The sequence below is a fragment of the Micromonospora sp. RTBAU3-60 genome, from assembly GCF_054963695.1.
The window spans coordinates 1-823 of sequence record NZ_JBUEGB010000195.1; the positions used below are offsets into that span (position 1 = coordinate 1).

Annotated in this window: 1 protein-coding gene; it reads right to left on the bottom strand. The window is 68.7% G+C overall.

Features of this window, described 5'->3' with window-relative positions; translation table 11 throughout:
- A partial coding sequence (locus ACY34I_RS40530; RefSeq protein WP_462760852.1) for an ABC transporter ATP-binding protein occupies positions 1–823 on the bottom strand: 823 nt, incomplete at both ends.

Here is an 823-nt window from a genome sequence, read left to right on the forward strand (position 1 = left end):
AGTGGCAGGCGGTGAGTTGCCCGCCGCCGTCGCGGGTGATCAGTGGGGGTTCTTCGGTGGCGCAGCGGTCCTGGGCTTTCCAGCAGCGGGTGCGGAATCGGCAGCCGGATGGTGGGTTGAGCGGGGTGGGTACGTCGCCGGCGAGGCGGATGCGTCCGGCGGGTCCGAGGGTGGTGACGTCGGGGATGGCGGACAGCAGGGCTCGGGTGTAGGGGTGCTGGGGTCGTTGGTAGATGTCGTCGCGGTCGCCGATCTCGACGATTTTGCCGAGGTACATGACGGCGACGCGGTGGCAGAAGTGGCGTACGACGGCGAGGTCGTGGGCGATGAACACGAAGGCCAGGTCGAGGTCGCGTTGCAGGTCGCGTAGCAGGTTGATGACCTGGGCCTGGATGGAGACGTCCAGCGCGGAGACGGGTTCGTCGGCGACGATCAGTTTCGGGCGCAGCGCGAGGGCGCGGGCGATGCCGATGCGTTGGCGTTGGCCGCCGGAGAACTCGTGCGGGTACCGGTTGTAGTGCTCCGGGTTCAGCCCGACCAGTTCGAGGAGTTCCTGGACGCGTTTCTTGATGCCGCCGGGTGGGTTGATGCCGTTGACCTGCAACGGCATGGCCACGATCCGGCCGACGGTGTGGCGGGGGTTCAGCGAGGCGTAGGGGTCCTGGAAGATGATCTGCAGGTCCTGCCGCAACGGCCGCAACTGGGCGCGGCGGGCGTGGGTGATGTCCCGCCCGTCGAACTCGATCGACCCGGAGGTCGCGTCCAGCAGCCGCACCAGCATCCGGCCCGTGGTGGTCTTCCCGCAGCCGGACTCCCCGACCAG